This window comes from Sphingomonas sp. Leaf23 (assembly GCF_001421585.1).
Lineage (GTDB): Bacteria > Pseudomonadota > Alphaproteobacteria > Sphingomonadales > Sphingomonadaceae > Sphingomonas.
This window is the reverse complement of the sequence record NZ_LMKR01000002.1, coordinates 855,118-870,169: the sequence shown is the minus strand read 5'-3', so window position 1 is coordinate 870,169 and position 15,052 is coordinate 855,118. Positions and strand designations below refer to the sequence as shown.

At 68.3% G+C, this 15,052-nt stretch carries 15 protein-coding genes; 7 read left to right on the top strand and 8 right to left on the bottom strand.

The window, feature by feature from the left end; genetic code table 11:
- Positions 1-3: 3 nt before the first annotated feature.
- Together ASE67_RS07830 and ASE67_RS07825 are read left to right on the top strand one after the other, a co-directional pair.
- Complete coding sequence (locus tag ASE67_RS07830) at positions 4-1,077, top strand: DUF5694 domain-containing protein (RefSeq protein ID WP_055758790.1); 1,074 nt, start codon at positions 4-6, stop codon at positions 1,075-1,077.
- 57 nt (positions 1,078-1,134) lie between these two features.
- Entirely contained in the window at positions 1,135-1,911 is a 777-nt protein-coding gene (locus ASE67_RS07825; protein ID WP_055758787.1) for a formate/nitrite transporter family protein, read from the top strand.
- Between the two features lie 375 nt (positions 1,912-2,286).
- Here ASE67_RS07825 and ASE67_RS07820 read toward each other — a convergent pair whose 3' ends face one another.
- The 3 genes from ASE67_RS07820 to uvrB form a co-directional block, all read right to left on the bottom strand.
- Positions 2,287-2,808, bottom strand: coding sequence for a hypothetical protein (locus ASE67_RS07820; RefSeq protein ID WP_055758784.1), 522 nt, complete (start codon positions 2,806-2,808; stop codon positions 2,287-2,289).
- Positions 2,808-3,332 (bottom strand): hypothetical protein, encoded by a 525-nt coding sequence (locus ASE67_RS07815; protein WP_055758781.1) that lies wholly within the window; start codon positions 3,330-3,332, stop codon positions 2,808-2,810. Before ASE67_RS07815 ends, ASE67_RS07820 begins: the two co-directional genes overlap by 1 nt.
- A 107-nt stretch (positions 3,333-3,439) precedes the next feature.
- Positions 3,440-5,644 (bottom strand): excinuclease ABC subunit UvrB, encoded by a 2,205-nt coding sequence (gene uvrB, locus ASE67_RS07810; RefSeq protein ID WP_055758780.1) that lies wholly within the window; start codon positions 5,642-5,644, stop codon positions 3,440-3,442.
- 94 nt (positions 5,645-5,738) lie between these two features.
- Between uvrB and ASE67_RS07805 the strand changes: the two genes are divergently transcribed.
- The gene (locus ASE67_RS07805; protein ID WP_055758777.1) at positions 5,739-7,067 is read left to right on the top strand and encodes an amidohydrolase; all 1,329 of its coding nucleotides are present in this window, start codon (positions 5,739-5,741) and stop codon (positions 7,065-7,067) included.
- Positions 7,068-7,250: 183 nt separating this feature from the next.
- Here the strand turns inward: ASE67_RS07805 and glsA are convergent, their stop codons facing one another.
- From glsA to gspL, 5 genes are all read right to left on the bottom strand, one after another.
- A complete protein-coding gene (gene glsA / locus ASE67_RS07800) occupies positions 7,251-8,168 on the bottom strand; it encodes a glutaminase A (RefSeq protein WP_055758774.1) in 918 nt (305 codons plus the stop codon).
- 167 nt (positions 8,169-8,335) lie between these two features.
- The gene (locus ASE67_RS07795; RefSeq protein WP_055758771.1) at positions 8,336-9,562 is read right to left on the bottom strand and encodes a type II secretion system F family protein; all 1,227 of its coding nucleotides are present in this window, start codon (positions 9,560-9,562) and stop codon (positions 8,336-8,338) included.
- 169 nt (positions 9,563-9,731) lie between these two features.
- The gene (locus ASE67_RS07790) at positions 9,732-11,213 is read right to left on the bottom strand and encodes a GspE/PulE family protein (RefSeq protein ID WP_055758767.1); all 1,482 of its coding nucleotides are present in this window, start codon (positions 11,211-11,213) and stop codon (positions 9,732-9,734) included.
- Positions 11,210-11,707 (bottom strand): type II secretion system protein GspM, encoded by a 498-nt coding sequence (gene gspM / locus ASE67_RS07785; RefSeq protein ID WP_055758764.1) that lies wholly within the window; start codon positions 11,705-11,707, stop codon positions 11,210-11,212. Before gspM ends, ASE67_RS07790 begins: the two co-directional genes overlap by 4 nt.
- A complete protein-coding gene (gene gspL / locus ASE67_RS07780) occupies positions 11,704-12,750 on the bottom strand; it encodes a type II secretion system protein GspL (protein WP_055759335.1) in 1,047 nt (348 codons plus the stop codon). The genes gspM and gspL overlap by 4 nt, the downstream gene beginning before the upstream one ends.
- Before the next feature lie 106 nt (positions 12,751-12,856).
- Between gspL and gspG the strand changes: the two genes are divergently transcribed.
- The 4 genes from gspG to ASE67_RS07760 are packed head-to-tail and all read left to right on the top strand — an operon-like array spanning position 12,857 to position 15,043.
- On the top strand, positions 12,857-13,309 hold the full coding sequence (gspG, locus tag ASE67_RS07775) for a type II secretion system major pseudopilin GspG (protein WP_268795355.1): 453 nt from the start codon (positions 12,857-12,859) through the stop codon (positions 13,307-13,309).
- Positions 13,306-13,773 (top strand): prepilin-type N-terminal cleavage/methylation domain-containing protein, encoded by a 468-nt coding sequence (locus ASE67_RS07770; RefSeq protein WP_327196668.1) that lies wholly within the window; start codon positions 13,306-13,308, stop codon positions 13,771-13,773. The genes gspG and ASE67_RS07770 overlap by 4 nt, the downstream gene beginning before the upstream one ends.
- Positions 13,770-14,267 carry a type II secretion system minor pseudopilin GspI gene (gene gspI / locus ASE67_RS17715; RefSeq protein ID WP_082457001.1) on the top strand — a complete coding sequence of 166 codons (498 nt, stop codon included), beginning with the start codon at positions 13,770-13,772 and terminating at the stop codon, positions 14,265-14,267. The genes ASE67_RS07770 and gspI overlap by 4 nt, the downstream gene beginning before the upstream one ends.
- Complete coding sequence (locus ASE67_RS07760) at positions 14,264-15,043, top strand: type II secretion system protein N (RefSeq protein WP_055758755.1); 780 nt, start codon at positions 14,264-14,266, stop codon at positions 15,041-15,043. Before gspI ends, ASE67_RS07760 begins: the two co-directional genes overlap by 4 nt.
- Positions 15,044-15,052 lie beyond the last annotated feature (9 nt).

The window sequence follows — 15,052 nt, the reverse complement described above, 5'->3', positions numbered from 1 at the left end:
CCCATGCGCCGCATCCTGCTCACACTCCTGCTGCTCGCCGCGCCGGCAGCGGCCCAGACCTATCGCCCGCCCTTCGATCCATCGGCGCACAAGGGTCCGCGATCGGGGCCGGCAAATGAGGTCGCGGTCCTCGGATCGACCCACCTCTCGCAACTGCCCAAGAGCTTCCGCCCCGAAGCGCTCGGCCCGCTGCTCGACAAGCTGGCCGCGTGGCAGCCACAGGCGATCGCGATCGAGGCGCTGTCGGGCGCGCAGTGCGACGAACTCCGCCGCTACCCGTATCGTTATGCCGATACCGTGTCGTCCTACTGCCCGGACACCACCGCCGCCCGTACCGCGACCGGGCTGGACGTGCCGGCGGCGACGGCTGCGTTCGACAAGATGCTGGCCGACTGGCCGACCGCCCCCGTCCCCGCGCAACGCCGTCGCCTGTCGGCGACCTTCCTCGCTGCCGGGGAGGAAGCCTCCGCGCTGGTCCAGTGGCTCCGCCTGCCCCCCGCCGAACGCCGCGCGGGCGACGGGCTGGATGCAGCTTTGGTCGAACGCCTGACCAAGCTGGAAACCAGGCGCGACGAAAGCCTGATGATCGCCGCGCGCCTCGCCGCCCGGCTGGGGCTGGAGCGGGTCTATGCGATGGACGACCACAGCGCCGACCGGATGATGGCGAAGGCGGACGAAGCCCCGTACGGCGCGGCGATCCAGAAGGCGTGGGACAATCCCGCCGGGGCGAAACGGCGCGTCCTCAGCGAGGCGGCCGAGCGCGATCTGGCGACCGGGCCCGGCCTGCTGACGCTGTACCGCGCCTATAACGCGCCCGACATCGCACCGATCATCTACGCCAGCGACTTCGGCGCCGCGCTGGAGGAGCCGTCGCCCCAGCGGTTCGGGCGGCAATATGTCGGCTATTGGGAAACCCGCAACCTGCGCATGGCGGCGAATATCCGCGACATGCTGGGCGAACGGCCGGGCCGGCGCGCGCTGGTCGTGGTCGGGGTGTCGCACAAACCGTATCTCGACGCCTATCTCCACCAGATGCACGATGTCCGCGTGATCGACATGGTACCGCTGCTGCGCTGATCCGGAGCCGCCGACGCGGCCGATCGTTATCTCTCCGAAACAGGGAGAGGACATGCCATGGCGCAGGACGATGTGACCGCCGACACGCTGGCCGACAGCGTGGACGACGCCATGCTTGCCAAGACCAGCCCGCCGATCGGCGCGATGGTCCTGCTGGGCATCGCGGCGGGGGCGCAGATCGGTTTCGGCGCGATCGGCTACCTGGTGGCGCAGGCCGGGATGGTACCCGGCGGGGCGACGCAATTGCTGTCGGGCATCGCCTTTTCGGTCGGGCTGATGCTGGTGATGGTGACCGGCACGCAGCTGTTCACCGGCAACACAATGCTGGTCCTGCCCGCTGCCCAGCACCGCCTGGGCATCGGGGAGACGCTGCGCGACTGGAGCATCGTGTGGGTCGCCAATCTGGTCGGCAGCCTGGTCGTCGTCGCGCTGTTCGTGGCATCGGGCGCGCCGCATGCGATCGATGGCGCGGTCGGACAAGCCGCGCTCAAGACCGCGCATACCAAGCTCGCCAAGGACTGGATCGAATTGCTGGCGTCCGGCGTGCTGGCCAACATGCTCGTCTGCCTTGCCGTCTGGATGGCGACCGGGGCCAAGACCGTCGCGGGCAAGATCGCCGCGGTCATCGGTCCTGTCGCCTTGTTCGTCGCGGCCGGATTCGAACATTCGGTGGCGAACATGACGCTGCTGCCGATCGCATGGGGGCTGGACCCGGCGGCGGTGCCGGTCGAGGCGCTGCTCGGCAATCTGCTGCTGGTGACGGCGGGCAATATCGTCGGCGGTTCGCTGGTCGCGATCACGCTGGCGGCCGGGCACCGGGTGCTGGCGAAATAAGCGCGGCCGCCAAGACGGCATGCCCCGAATATGAAAGAGGCCGCCAGGGTCTCTCGACGCCTGACGACCTCAAGCATGGTCAGCGGCCGGAAGTTCCAGCCCGGGAGACCATGCGAGCCGCTTGCATGGGGTCACGGCGTTGACTGGGGGAGGATACCCCCCGCACGCGACCGACCTGCGTTAGCGGCGCGTCTCCCGAACGAACTGAACCGAACCCACTGCTGAACCATGAGACATCGGATCACCTCCTTTCGCTAGTTAAAGCCGTTACGCACCGACCGGTGCGCACGCAGAAGGTGGGCCATCGGACGGCCACGTACAAGACTTGTAATGCGTACGGTTCCGGCCATACTCCGCAGCCCGGCCCCGCCCGAGTCAGCGGCCCGCCGGACGACATCCCCGCACGACTTGGCCGATCGCCGGATCACCCGGAATGCGCAGCACCGGCCCCTTTCCGGTAGCCACACCGATCACGTCCGCACGCATAAGGGCGTCGAGGAAGGTCTGTCCGGTCGACACCGGCGTTTCCAACGCGCCGTCGACCACCTGCGCCGGAAAGGTCGCGGCGGCATCGTCGGTGAACAGCGCGATCGATGCGCCCTCCGCAACCCCGCGCGACAACAGGATGTGGCGGGCGGGACGGTCGCACCGAAGGGCAAAGGCGATTCGCCCGTCGGCGGTGTAAAGCGCGGCGTCGCGTTTCCCCGACCAACTCCCCGTGAGCGGCATCGCGCCATCTAGCTCGGGCGTCGGCAACTGGCCGGGCTTTCGCAGACGCGGGGAGGGCACAGGCGTGGGCGACGGAGTCGGCGTGACGCCCGGCGCCGGCGCGGGTGGCGGCGGTTCGCTCGAACACCCCGCCAGCGCCAGCAGCAGGACCAGCGCCCGCCCCCGCATCAGCGGCGGCAATCCTCGGTCACGCGCAGGACCTCGGCCCAGGCGGGCAGCACCAGCCGGCCGACCGGTGCCCCTTCGACCACGAACCGCCCGCGGCTGAACCCGATCGCATCGAGCAGCCGGTCGCTGGCGGGCAGCGCCACGCCGACCCCGCCCGCCATCGGCTGGAGGGTCAGCGTCCGCTGCGTGCTGGTGGTGCGTACCGTGACACTGCCCGCGCTCGGGCGGGCGGTGGCAAACGACATCGTCACCTGCCCGGCGGCACGGTCGCAGGTCAGCGTCGCCAGCGGCGCGGCACCGCGCACGCCATAGGTCGCCGCCGATCCGCCGCCGACCCCGCGATATTGCCAGTCACCCGGCGTCCGCGGCAGGTCGCGCCAGTCGGCGACCGGTGCCACGGGAATCGGGCGGGTCGGCACCGGACGTTGCGCGGGCGCCGGCACCTCTTCGGTCGCGGGCGGCGCACCGGGCGGTACACACCCGGCCAGCAGGATGACGGTGGCGAGGGGGAACAGGATACGCATGCCGCCCTTATGGGCGATGCAGACGGCAGCCTCAACCGAGGATCGGGCCCGTCCAACGTTCCAATCGTCCCCCTCGTCATTCCGGCGAAGGCGGGAGGTCGGCCTGCCTACCGCCCCCGCGCCCCGCCGCCGGCCATCCGCATCGCCTTCTGCTTGCCATAGCGCGTCTTGCGCGTGCCGGGCTTGCCCTCGTTCGAACGGCCCATGATCGGCGCCTTGTGCTCGCTCGCCGGCAGGCCCAGCTCCTCGTTCTCCAGCGAACGGATTTCGTCGCGCAGCCGCCCGGCGGTTTCGAATTCCAGGTTCGCCGCCGCCTCGCGCATCTGCTTTTCGAGGCTTTCGATATACGACCGCAGATTGTGGCCGACCATGTGGCGCGGGCCGTCCTCGTCGATCTCGACGGTCACCTGATCGCGCGATGCGACGTCGGCAATGATGTCGCCGATCTGGCGCTTGATCGTCGTCGGCGTGATGCCGTGCGCCTCGTTATATTCGCGCTGCTTCTCGCGGCGGCGGTCGGTTTCGGCGATGGCGCGCTCCATGCTGCCGGTCATGCGGTCGGCATAGAGGATCACCCGCCCGTCGACGTTGCGCGCGGCGCGGCCGATCGTCTGGATCAGCGAGGTTTCGGAGCGGAGGAACCCTTCCTTGTCGGCATCGAGGATCGCGACCAGCCCGCATTCGGGAATGTCCAGCCCCTCGCGCAGCAGGTTGATGCCGACCAGCACGTCATACACGCCCATGCGCAGGTCGCGGATCAGCTCGATGCGCTCCAGTGTCTCGACGTCCGAGTGCATGTAACGGACCTTCAGGCCGGCCTCGTGCATGAACTCGGTCAGATCCTCGGCCATGCGCTTGGTCAGCGTCGTGACGAGCGTGCGATAGCCGTTCTTCGCCGTTTCCTTCGCCTCGTGGATCAGGTCGTCGACCTGTTCCTCGACCGGTCGGATCGTGATCGGCGGATCGATGAGGCCAGTCGGGCGGATGACCTGTTCGCTGAACACGCCGCCGGTCTGCTCCATTTCCCAGCCGCCCGGCGTCGCCGACACGCACACCGTCTGCGGCCGCATCGCGTCCCATTCGTTGAAGCGCAGCGGCCGATTGTCGATCGCGCTGGGCAAGCGGAAACCGTACTCGGCCAGCGTGATCTTGCGGCGATGGTCGCCCCGCGACATGCCGTTGATCTGGCCGATCGTCTGGTGGCTTTCATCGACGAACAGCAACGCGTTTTCAGGCAGATATTCGAACAGCGTGGGCGGCGGCTCACCGGGCAGGCGGCCGGTCAGGAAGCGGCTGTAATTCTCGATCCCCGCGCACGAACCGGTGGCGGCTATCATTTCGAGGTCGAAATTGGTGCGCTGTTCCAGCCGCTGCGCCTCCAGCAGCTTGCCCTCCATCACCAGTTCCTTCAGCCGCTCGGCCAGCTCGTGCTTGATCGCCTCGCCCGCCTGTTTCAGCGTCGGCCCCGGCGTCACATAGTGCGAGTTCGCATAGACGCGGATCGAATTGAGGTTCGCGATCTTCTTGCCCGTCAGCGGATCGAACTCAGTAATCTCCTCGATATCGTCACCGAAAAAGGTGATGCGCCACGCGCTGTCCTCATAGTGCGACGGGAACAGCTCGAGGCTGTCGCCGCGCACCCGGAAATTGCCGCGCTGAAACGCCATGTCGTTGCGCTTGTACTGCAACGCGACCAGCTTGCGCACGATCTCGCGCTGGTCGACGACATCGCCTTTCTTGAGATCGAAAATCATCGCCGAATAGGTTTCGACCGACCCGATACCGTACAGGCACGACACCGATGCGACGATGATGACGTCATCGCGCTCCAGCAGCGACCGGGTGGCCGAATGCCGCATCCGGTCGATCGCCTCGTTGGTCGAGCTTTCCTTCTCGATATAGGTGTCCGACCGCGGCACATAGGCCTCGGGCTGGTAATAATCATAATAGCTGACGAAGTATTCGACGGCATTGTCGGGAAAGAACGACTTCATTTCGCCGTACAACTGCGCGGCGAGGATCTTGTTGGGCGCGAGGATCAGCGCGGGGCGCTGCAATTCCTCGATGGTCTTGGCCATGGTGAACGTCTTGCCCGAGCCGGTGACGCCCAGCAGCACCTGATCCTTTTCCCCCGCCCTGGCCGCCGCGACCAGTTCGCGGATCGCGGTCGGCTGGTCGCCGGCGGGTTCGTAATCGGACTTGATGACGAAGCGTTTGCCCGCATCCACCTTCGCCGGGCGCGCCGGGCGATGGGGTACGAAGGTCTGTCCGGTTTCGGGTTCGGACAGGTCGGTGCGGATCATGATCGCCATGCGTGCGAATATGGGTGACGCGGAACGGGACGGCAACATCGACCCTCGACACTTCTGCGAAAGCCGATAGCTTGGGGGTCAAAGGGGACATTCGATGCGCACACTGATCGCCACCGCCGCCTGCCTGCTGGCCGCGACACCGGCCATGGCCGAACCCGACTGGGCGCCCGCCGTCCGCGCCGATTACGGCGCGTCGCTGGGCCAGATGTGGGACTGGTTCCACCGCAACCCCGAATTGTCGTTCAAGGAGGTCAAGACCGCCGAGCGCATGGCGACCGAACTGCGCAAGGTGCCCGGCATGCAGGTCACCACGGGGGTCGGCGGGACGGGGGTCGTCGGCGTGCTGAAGAACGGCGCGGGTCCGACCGTGCTGGTCCGCGCCGACATGGACGGCCTGCCGGTCGAGGAAAAGTCCGGCCTGCCCAATGCCAGCAAGGCGCGCCAGGTCGGCGTCGATGGCGTCGAGGCGCCGGTGATGCACGCCTGCGGCCACGACACCCACATCACCGCAATGGTCGGTACCGCCCGCCGGCTGGCGGCGCTGAAGGACCGGTGGAAGGGGACGATCGTCTTCATCGTCCAGCCGGCCGAGGAACGCGTCGGGGGCGCGAAGGCGATGATCGCCGACGGTCTCTACAGCCGCTTCCCCAAGCCCGATTATGCGCTCGCCTTCCACGTCGCCGCCGGCCTGCCCGCCGGCATGGTGTCCGCGTCGGAGGGCATCCAGTATTCGTCGTCGGACTCGGTCGATATCGACGTCCCCGGCATCGGTGCGCATGGCGCCAGCCCGCATGCGGGCAAGGACCCGGTGTACATGGCGTCGCAGCTGGTGATCGCGCTACAGGGACTCATCAGCCGCGAACGCCAGCCGCTCGACCCCGGCGTCATCACCGTCGGATCGTTCCATGCCGGTCTCAAGCACAACATCATCAGCGACATGGCCAAGTTGCAGGTTACCGTCCGCGCCAATGACGAAGCGACGCGCAAGCAGCTGCTCGACGGCATCCAGCGGGTGACCACCGGCATCGGCACGCTGAACGGCATGCCCGCCGACAAGATGCCGACCGCCAAGGTGATCGAGGGCACGCCGACGACGATCAACGACGCCCCGCTCGCCCGCCGCCTCAACGCAGTGATGGCGACGACGCTGGGGCCGAAGAATGTCGTGCCGTTCGAACAGACCGGCATGGGCGCGGAGGACTTCGCCTACCTCGTCCAGCCCGACAGCAAGGTGAAAGGCTATTATTTCGCGGTCGGCGGCACGCCGATGGCGGATATCGTCGCAGCGAAAAATGGCGGCCCGGCGATCCCGTCGCACCATTCGCCGCTGTTCAAGGTCGCGCCGGAGCCGTCGATCGTGACAGGGACGATCGCGATGACGGCGGCCGTGCTCGATTTGCTGGGGCCGGCGTCGGGGAGCTGACACCCCGCCCGGCCCGTTCGGCCCCACCCACTCCGTTCGGTTCGAGCAGCTTCGAGCATGTCGAGAAGCGTCCGTCGAGAACGCCTTAGTTTGTGGCAACCCCTTCTCGATTACTGTTCTCGACAAGCTCGAACATCCACTCGAAGCAAACGGGTAGGAGAGTGATAGAGGGGCTGACAGTCCCTACCCGAACACCGACCAATCCGCCTTGTCCGCCAGCAATTCCAGCGCCCGGACCCCCAGAATAGAATTTCCATGCCGGTCGAGATTGTTCGACCACACCGCGATCGATGCGACCTGCGGCACGATCGCCAGGATGCCGCCCCCCACCCCGCTCTTGGCCGGCAAGCCCACCCGGTACGCGAAGTCGCCCGACCCGTCATATTGCCCGCTGGTCGTCATCAACGACAGCAACCGCCGCGTCCGCTGCGCCCGCGCGTCGCCCTCGCGATCGCCCGTCCGTGCGGTGCGGGTCAGGAACAGCCCGGCCTTCGCCAGCGATTGCGCGCTCAGCTCGATCGCGCATTGATGGACATAGGCTTCCATCACCTCGTCGATATCGCTGTGCAGATTGCCGTGATGCTTGGCAAAGCTCATCATCGCGCGGTTCAGGTTCCCGCCCTTGCGCCCGCTGTCGAGCACATCGTCGTTCAGGATGACCTGCTCCAGCCCGGCCTGCTCGCGTACAAACTCCACCACCGCCCGCGCCGACGCATCGTCGCCCTTGTGCTCGACCAGGATGTCGCACACCACCAGCGCACCGGCGTTGATGAACGGGTTGCGCGGCACACCCTTGTTGCGTTCGAGGTCGACGATCGAATTGAACGGATCGCCCGACGGTTCGCGCCCGACCCGCTTGAACACTTGGTCGCCGCACGCCTCCAGCGCCAGTTCCAATGCAAAGACCTTGGCGATGCTCTGGATCGGAAAGCGGATGTGCGAATAGCCGCCATGGTGGAGTTGTCCATCGGCGGTCGCCACCGCCATGCCGAACCAGTCGGGCGGATAATCCAGCCCCGCATCCGCCGCCGCCTCGATCTCGACGGCGTTGGCGGTGATCTCCTCCGTCACCTCGGCGACGATGCGGGCGAGGTCGGTCATGGGTGTTCCTCGGACAAGCTAATCGTTGCGGTACTAGCCCAAGCCGTTCGTCCTGAGTAGCCGCTAAGCCTGTCGAAGCGGCGTATCGAAGGACCGCCGCGGATGCCTCGATACGGGCTTTCGACAAGCTCAATCCCTACTCAGCACGAACGGGAGGGACGTGCCCCCTAGATCGAAACCAGGTTATTCAGGTTGATGATCGGCAACAGGATCGCCAGCACCATCATCAGCACCAGCCCACCCATCAGCAGCAGGACCATCGGCTCGACCAGCGCGACCAGCGTCGCGACCAGCGCGTCCAGCTCCCGCTCCAGTTCGCCCGACGCACGGTCGAGCGCGGGGGCGAGCCGCCCCGACGTCTCGCCCGAGGCGACGATCGCGACCAGCATCGACGGAAAAATCTCCGCCTCCCCCATCGCCGCGCGCAACGACAATCCCTCGCGCACCCGCGCCGCGACGGTCAGCGCCTTGTCGCGGACAAAGCGGTTGGGGGTGACGGCGGCGGCGGCGTGCAGCGCCTCGACCAGCGGCACCGCGCTGCCGACCAGCGTCGCGAGGCTGCCGGCGAAGCGCGCGGCGTTATGCTGGCGGCTGAACCGGCGGAACGGCGCCCGCGTCGCCAGCCGCCGGTCGACCCGCAGCCGGTTGCCCGGCACCTTCAGCCAGCGCGCACCGACCAGGAACAGCACCAGCGCCCCGACCGCGACGTACAGCCCATAGCTTTGGATAAACGCCGACAAGGCGATCAGCGCGCGCGTCAAGAACGGCAGTTCCGCCCCGCGCGACACGAACACGCGCACGATATCGGGCACGACATAGACCATCAGCAGCACCATCATGCCGAAGCTGACCGTCGCTAGCAGCGCCGGATACAGCAGCGCCAGCTGCATCTTCTGGCCATTGGCCTGCCGCGTCTCGACGAAATTGGCGAGGTGGTTGAGCACGTCGGGCAACCGCCCCGACTGTTCCCCCGCCGCTACCGACGCGCGATAAAACTCCGGAAACGCCTTGGGATGCCGCGCCAGCCCCTGCGCGAAACTGCGTCCGTCGAGGATCGCGGCGCGCACGTCGAGCAACAGCGCGTTGACCGCGGCATTGTCGGCCTGTCCGGCGACGATGCGCAGCGATTCCTCGATCGAGATGTCCGACCCGACCAGCGTTGCGATCTGCCGCGTCATCGTCGCCAGCGCCTTGGCCGACACCCCGCGCCGGAACAGGCGGGGGAGCTGGATACTGCCGAGCTTCGGGCCCTTTTCGGCGGCTTCCTCGACCGACAGCGGGAGTTCGCCGCGTTCGCGAAGCGCCGCGCGGGCGGCGGCCGGGCTGGACGCTTCGATCACACCCTTGACGGTCGCGCCGGTGCGGGATGCGGCGCGGTAGGTGTAGGCGGTCATGGCAGCCCCCACCCCATCCCAGCCCAATCCGTTCGGTTCGAGTAGCGATCGAGCTTGTCGAGAGCGCGTATCGAGAACGCCTCTCCCCGGGCAGGCAGTTCTCGACAGAAGCTTCTCGACAGGCTCGAAGCTGCTCGAACCGAACGGGGGGAATTAAAGGAGAGGTCGGTCACCCCTCGTCCCGCACGACCCGCGCGACCTCCTCGACGGTGGTCACCCCGGCCTTCACCTTCGCCACGCCGTCGTCCAGCAACGCCGGATTGCTCACCCGCGCCGCCCGCTCCAGCTCCGCCTCGGCCACACCGTTGTGGATCATCGCCTGCAACCGGTCATCGACCGCCACGACCTCGTACAGCCCGGCCCGCCCGCGATAGCCCTCGTTATGACACGCCTCGCACCCGCCCTTGCGCCAGATCTTCTTGCCGGGCTTGATCGCCCCGCCCAGCAGCACGCTGTCCGCCTCGGTCGACCGATCCTGCCACCGGCACTCGACGCACAACCGCCGCACCAGCCGCTGCGCAACCAGCCCAACCAGCATGGGGCTAAGCAGATAGCGCTCGACCCCCATGTCGATCAGCCGCGTGACCGATCCGATCGCGGTGTTGGTGTGCAGCGTCGACAGCACGAAATGCCCGGTCATCGAAGACCGGACCGCGGTCTGCGCCGTTTCCTGGTCGCGGATTTCGCCGACCATGATGACGTCGGGGTCCTGCCGCAGGATCGCGCGCAGCCCGCGTGCAAACGTCATGTCGGTTCGCGGATTGACCTGCGTCTGGGCGATGCCGGCTAGTTCGTACTCGATCGGGTCCTCGACCGTCATCACGTTGCGCCGACGATCGTTCAGCCGGGTCAGCGCGGTGTAGAGCGTCGTGGTCTTGCCCGATCCGGTCGGCCCGGTGACCAGCAACAGCCCGTGCGGCCGCTCCAACAACCGGGCGAACACCGCCTCGTCGCGCTCCGACATGCCCAGACCGGCAAGGTCGAGCATCATGCCGCCACGCTCCAGCAACCGCAGCACCACCCGCTCGCCATGCTGGGTCGGCATGGTCGACACGCGCGCATCGACGTCATGCCCACCGATGCGCAGCGTCACGCGCCCGTCCTGCGGCGTGCGGCGCTCGGCGATGTCGAGCTTCGCCATGACCTTGATCCGGCTGACCAGCAGCGGGGCGAGCGCGCGCGGCGGCTCGACGATGTCGCGCAGCACGCCGTCGATGCGGAAGCGGACGACGAGGCGCTTTTCCTGCGTCTCGACATGGACGTCGGACGCGCCCTCCTTGATCGCCTCCAGCAACAGCGCGTTGATCAGGCGGATGACCGGCGAATCGTCGCGCGCGTCGAGCAGGTCGTCGACCGCCGCCGCACTGTCGGCCAGCGCCGCGAGGTCGGTTTCGGCCAGTTCGATATCGGCGGCGGTCGATGCGCTGCCACCATAGCTTGCCTGCAACGCCGCATCGAACGCGCCATCCTCCAGCGCGACGAAGGGCACGCCGGGTGCCACCCGCTGCACCTCCAGCATCGCGTCCAGCGTCGCGTCCGCGCGGTGGACGCACTCCATGCCGCCCTTGCCCAGCCGGATGAGCACGCCGCCCTTGCGCGCATAGCCATAGGGCAGGCGCACCGGTTCGGCATGGAGCAGCGTGTCGGTCATGGCTGGAACTCCACGGTCGCGTTGACCCGGCCCGACGTGGCGCCGCGCTGCATCGCCACCCGCCGCACGCCGATCGTGCTGGTCGATGCGACCGAACTCAGCCACGTCACCACCGCCGGATAGGGCGCGTCGGTCAGCGTCGCGGTGATCGCGCCATTTGCCTCCGCAATGGTCGGCTGCAAGCCGGCGGTCGCGGCGGTCGACCCGATCACCGACTGCGGCGGCCCGGCGGCGATCGTCTGCGGTGCCGCCTCCAGCCGCCCGGCGGCGCGCACCCGCGCCATCAGCGTCTCGGCCTGGCGAATGTCGGCGCGCGCCTGTGCCCGCGCCGCCTGCACCGGCTTCACCACGCCGTACACCAGCACCACCCCGACGAGCAGCGCAGCCAAGGTCCCGACCAGCACCCGCTCACGCGTGGTCAGCCCCTGCCACCAGCTGTCGAAGCGGCCCAGCGCCGCCTCGATCCGGGCGTTACGTTTCAGCAGGACGATCATGCGCCGCGCGCCACAATGCGGAGCGTTCCGCCCGGTGCCGCCACGACCTGCGCCGCGACCCCCGCCGCCGACAGTGCCGCGCGCACCCGGTCGGCCATGCCCGTCTCGGGCGATTCGCAGTCGATGGTCAGCGCATTTCCCTCAAAGGTCATCGTCCGCACCACCAATACCGGCCCGATCGGGCTGAGCGCCCCGCCGACGCGCGACAGCAACGGCACGAAGCGGTTGGTCCCGGTCGGGCGCGGCAGCAGGTCGGCGACCCGCACCATGAAATCGGCGCCCCCGGTCGGCACCGCCGGCGCAGTCGTCGCGACCAGCTGTTGCAGCGAGTCATAGCGACGCTCGGCAATGCGTTGCAGCATCAGCGTATCGGCCACCGCGATCACGCCATGCGCCAGCGCGGCAATGCCGAGGATCATCGCAACCTTGCGCGTAGTGCTGGGCCACGCCGTGCGGCGGCGGGCATAAGCCCCCTGCCGCAGGTCGATCGGTGCCGCCGCCACGCGATCGGTGAGCGCGGCGGGCGGAAATGCCACGCCGTCGCCCGCCATCGCTTCGGGCAGCGGATCGCCCGACGCCGCCACCTTCGGCCGCCCCGCCGCCTCCCATGCCGCCGCCAGCATGGCCAGCGGCAACGCGAATCCGGTACCGTCGGCGGCGCGAACCAGCGCGCGACCACCGTCGACCTCGACGCTCCACCCCTCGACCGGCACCGGCAGCACCAGCGCATCGGGGAGGAACGCTGCCGTACCGATCCCGGCAGCCTCGGCAATGCCGATCCATTCCGCCATCACGCCATGCCGGACGACCGCCACCAGATAGCGCCGATCACCGACCGCATCGCCCAGCGCCAGATGCACCGCGTCCAGCGGATCGGCGATCCGGTCCTCGACCGCAAAGGGCAAGGCCGCCAGCCGTTTGGCCCGGCTGGGCAGCGGCAGGTCGACGCTCAGCAGAAGGACCGATTCGGACGGCACGAGCAAGGTTGTTGCCGCGACCGTCCCATCGACTAAGATGGCTTCGCCGCCCGCGACAGCCCACACGCCGGCGGCCGGACCGGCGGGGGCGGGTTCGATTGTCACAATGGCTTCATCGTGTGGACGCATTGGGGCGTGGATGCGCATCTTATTCCGAAAGTTTCGTGACACCTTGGCCGCGAACCCCGCCGCCCGCAAGGTTTCTGTCCCTGACAACCAGGCCGGCCTGACATTGGTCGAAATGATCGTCGTGCTGGCGATCATCGCGCTGGTTGCCGCGCTGATCGTGCCCAACGTCATCAACCGCCCCGATCAGGCGCGGGTGACGACGGCGGGCACCGATATCAAGTCGATCTCCGGCGCGCTGAAAATGTACCGGCTGGACAATGGCGACTATCCGACGACGACGCAGGGGCTGAAGGCGCTGGTCGAGAAACCGACCCAGCTGCCGGTGCCGGGCGCCTACCCGCCCGACGGCTATCTGTCGCAGATGCCGCAGGACCCGTGGGGCAATCCGTACGTCTACGAATCGACCGGCGGTCGATTCGCGATCAAGTCGCTCGGCAAGGACGGCAAGCCCGGCGGCGAGGGCCTCGACGCCGATATCGACGGGTCGGCGCGCTGATCCACACCGCCGCCCATCGTCACGCCCAATCCGGCATGACCCTGATCGAGATGCTGATCGTCCTCGCCATCATTGGCGTGGCGGCAGGTGCGGTCAGCCTCGGCATCGGTGCCGCCACCCGCGCGCCCAATGTCGAGACGGAGGCGCGTCGCCTCGCCGTCCGGCTGCAGGCGGCGGCGGACGACGCCATGCTCGGCGACCGGCTGATCGCGCTCACCACCGACACGCACGGCTATGGCTTTGCGCGGGTGGGGGCAAAGGGGCTGACCCCGATCACCGACGATGCGCTGGCGTTCCATACCCTGCCCGGCGGGATGGTGATGGCACTCGACACCGCGCCGCCGGTGATCCTGGGCGTCGACGGCACCGGCCAGCCACTGGGCGCGACCGTGACCGGCGGCGATCAGACCTGGCGGGTGCAATATGACGGCATCACCGCCCGCGCGACAAAGGTGCTGAAATGAAGATCCTCCCCGCTGTGCGGGGAGGGGGACCAGCCGCAGGCTGGTGGAGGGGCGTCGCCGCATACGCTGCCGTTGCGTTGCGCCGCCCTCCCCCTCCACCATGCTGCGCATGGTCCCCCTCCCCGCGGAGCGGGGAGGATCTTAGCGAATCCGGCTTTTCTTTGATCGAGGCGATGGTGGCGCTGGCGGTACTGGCGATCGCCACGGTAGGGCTGATCGGCGCGGTCGAGCAGCACATCGATTCGACCCGTGGCGTCGAACGACGCGCGATCGCGATGTGGGTCGCCGAAAACCGGCTGGCCGATCTGGAAGTGGGGACGCCGGAGGCGGATGGGGAAACGGTCGACATGCTGGGGCGGAACTGGAGCGTGACGGTGAATCGAACCGCCACCAGCGATCCCGCGCTCGACCGGGTGACCATCACCGTCGCCCCCGCCGGCGAAAGCGCGCCCATGGCCCGGCTCGACGGCTTCGTGCGGAAAGACGCGGCATGATCGTCGTCGAACGTCTGCGGCTCCGCGAACGCTGGGTCGACTGGCTCGCCGCCGCCGCGATCGTGTCGGTCGCCTTCGCGCTCGCCGGCCTCGTCTGGCGAATCGCGGGGCATGCCGATACCGGCGCGATCACCATCCCGTCTGCCGCCCGCGCCCGCGCGGTGACGGTCGACAGCGGACCCGCCATCGCCTGGGCTCCCTTCGGCAGCCCCACCGCCGCCGACGCGACCAGCCCCACCGGTATCCAGGCGATCCTGAAGGGCGTGGTCTTTGCCCGCCCCGCCGAACTCTCGATCTCGTTCGTGTCGCTCGGCAACGAACCGGCCAAGCCGTACAAGGTCGGCGATGCGCTGGCCGGCGCACAGGTGACCGAGATCCGCCGCGACCGCATCATCCTGAACAATGGCGGGCGGCTGGAATATCTCGCCTTCCCCGATCCCTTCGGACAGGCGACGCCGACGCCGGGCACTGCCCCCGCCCTTGCACCCGGACAGCCGATGGCCCAACCCTCGCCCACCACCGCCACCCCGCCGCCCAGCGCGCAGGCGGTGCTGTCGCGCCTGAATGCCACCCCGGTCGCGGGCGGCTATGCGATCGGGGCCAACGCCCCGCCCGGCATGCGGCAGGGCGATGTCGTGCAATCGGTCAACGGCGCGGCCATGACCGATCCGTCGGCGGTCAACTCGGCCATCGCCAGCGCCGCCGCATCGGGGCAGGCACAGATCACCATCCTTCGCGACGGCAAGCCGATCACCGTCTCCATTCCCATTCGTTAGGGTTTTCCC

What these genes read in the sequence shown, in the direction of transcription:
- gspI (WP_082457001.1), top strand. Translation starts at nt 13,770, where the DNA reads ATGAAGATCCTCCCCGCTGTGCGGGGAGGGGGACCAGCCGCAGGCTGG.
- gspM (WP_055758764.1), bottom strand. Translation starts at nt 11,707, where the DNA reads ATGATCGTCCTGCTGAAACGTAACGCCCGGATCGAGGCGGCGCTGGGC.
- ASE67_RS07830 (WP_055758790.1), top strand. Translation starts at nt 4, where the DNA reads ATGCGCCGCATCCTGCTCACACTCCTGCTGCTCGCCGCGCCGGCAGCG.
- uvrB (WP_055758780.1), bottom strand. Translation starts at nt 5,644, where the DNA reads ATGGCGATCATGATCCGCACCGACCTGTCCGAACCCGAAACCGGACAG.
- ASE67_RS07820 (WP_055758784.1), bottom strand. Translation starts at nt 2,808, where the DNA reads ATGCGGGGGCGGGCGCTGGTCCTGCTGCTGGCGCTGGCGGGGTGTTCG.
- glsA (WP_055758774.1), bottom strand. Translation starts at nt 8,168, where the DNA reads ATGACCGACCTCGCCCGCATCGTCGCCGAGGTGACGGAGGAGATCACC.
- ASE67_RS07805 (WP_055758777.1), top strand. Translation starts at nt 5,739, where the DNA reads ATGCGCACACTGATCGCCACCGCCGCCTGCCTGCTGGCCGCGACACCG.
- ASE67_RS07790 (WP_055758767.1), bottom strand. Translation starts at nt 11,213, where the DNA reads ATGACCGACACGCTGCTCCATGCCGAACCGGTGCGCCTGCCCTATGGC.
- ASE67_RS07795 (WP_055758771.1), bottom strand. Translation starts at nt 9,562, where the DNA reads ATGACCGCCTACACCTACCGCGCCGCATCCCGCACCGGCGCGACCGTC.
- ASE67_RS07825 (WP_055758787.1), top strand. Translation starts at nt 1,135, where the DNA reads ATGGCGCAGGACGATGTGACCGCCGACACGCTGGCCGACAGCGTGGAC.
- ASE67_RS07815 (WP_055758781.1), bottom strand. Translation starts at nt 3,332, where the DNA reads ATGCGTATCCTGTTCCCCCTCGCCACCGTCATCCTGCTGGCCGGGTGT.
- ASE67_RS07760 (WP_055758755.1), top strand. Translation starts at nt 14,264, where the DNA reads ATGATCGTCGTCGAACGTCTGCGGCTCCGCGAACGCTGGGTCGACTGG.